Source organism: Ancylobacter crimeensis (assembly GCF_023016805.1).
In the GTDB taxonomy this organism is placed as follows: domain Bacteria; phylum Pseudomonadota; class Alphaproteobacteria; order Rhizobiales; family Xanthobacteraceae; genus Ancylobacter; species Ancylobacter crimeensis.
On the sequence record NZ_JALKCH010000025.1, the window covers coordinates 1 to 1,017 of the forward strand.

The window sequence follows — 1,017 nt, forward strand, 5'->3', positions numbered from 1 at the left end:
CGATCACTCGATGATGGAGGCGACGACGCCTGCACCGACGGTGCGGCCGCCTTCGCGGATGGCGAAGCGCAGCTTCTCTTCCATCGCGATCGGAACGATCAGCGCCACATCGACCGTGATGTTGTCGCCCGGCATCACCATTTCCGTGCCTTCCGGAAGCGTGACGATGCCCGTCACGTCCGTCGTCCGGAAATAGAACTGCGGGCGGTAGTTCGTGAAGAACGGCGTGTGACGGCCGCCCTCTTCCTTCGTCAGGATGTACGCCTCGGCCTTGAACTTCGTGTGCGGCTTCACCGAACCCGGCTTACACACAACCTGCCCACGCTCCACGTCCTCGCGCTTCGTGCCGCGCAGCAGGACGCCGACATTGTCGCCAGCCTGCCCCTGGTCCAGAAGCTTGCGGAACATCTCGACGCCGGTCACCGTCGTCTTCACCGTCGGGCGAATGCCCACGATCTCGACTTCCTCGCCGACCTTGATGATCCCGCGCTCGACGCGGCCCGTCACCACCGTGCCCCGGCCCGAGATCGAGAACACGTCCTCGATCGGCATCAGGAACGGCAGGTCGACCGGACGCTCCGGCTGCGGGATGTAGGCGTCAACCTGCGTCATCAGCTCGAGGATCGCGTCGCGCCCAAGCACCGGGTCGCCGTTCTCAAGCGCCACAAGCGCCGAACCGCGCACGATCGGGATGTCGTCGCCCGGGAAGTCGTACTTCGACAGAAGCTCGCGAACCTCAAGCTCGACAAGCTCCAGAAGCTCCGGATCGTCCACCATGTCGCACTTGTTCAGGAACACAACAAGCGCCGGAACGCCCACCTGGCGCGCCAGAAGGATGTGCTCGCGGGTCTGCGGCATCGGGCCGTCCGCCGCCGAAACCACCAGAATCGCGCCGTCCATCTGCGCCGCGCCCGTGATCATGTTCTTCACATAATCCGCGTGACCGGGGCAGTCCACATGCGCGTAGTGACGGTTGTTCGTCTCATACTCGACATGCGCCGTCGAGATCGTGATCCC

1 protein-coding gene is annotated in these 1,017 nt (G+C 64.3%); it reads right to left on the bottom strand.

The genetic code is table 11. The features are described 5' to 3' along the window. Positions 1-3: 3 nt before the first annotated feature. On the bottom strand, positions 4-1,017 hold a 1,014-nt coding region (gene tuf, locus MWN34_RS19535), incomplete at its 5' end, for an elongation factor Tu (RefSeq protein WP_247030987.1).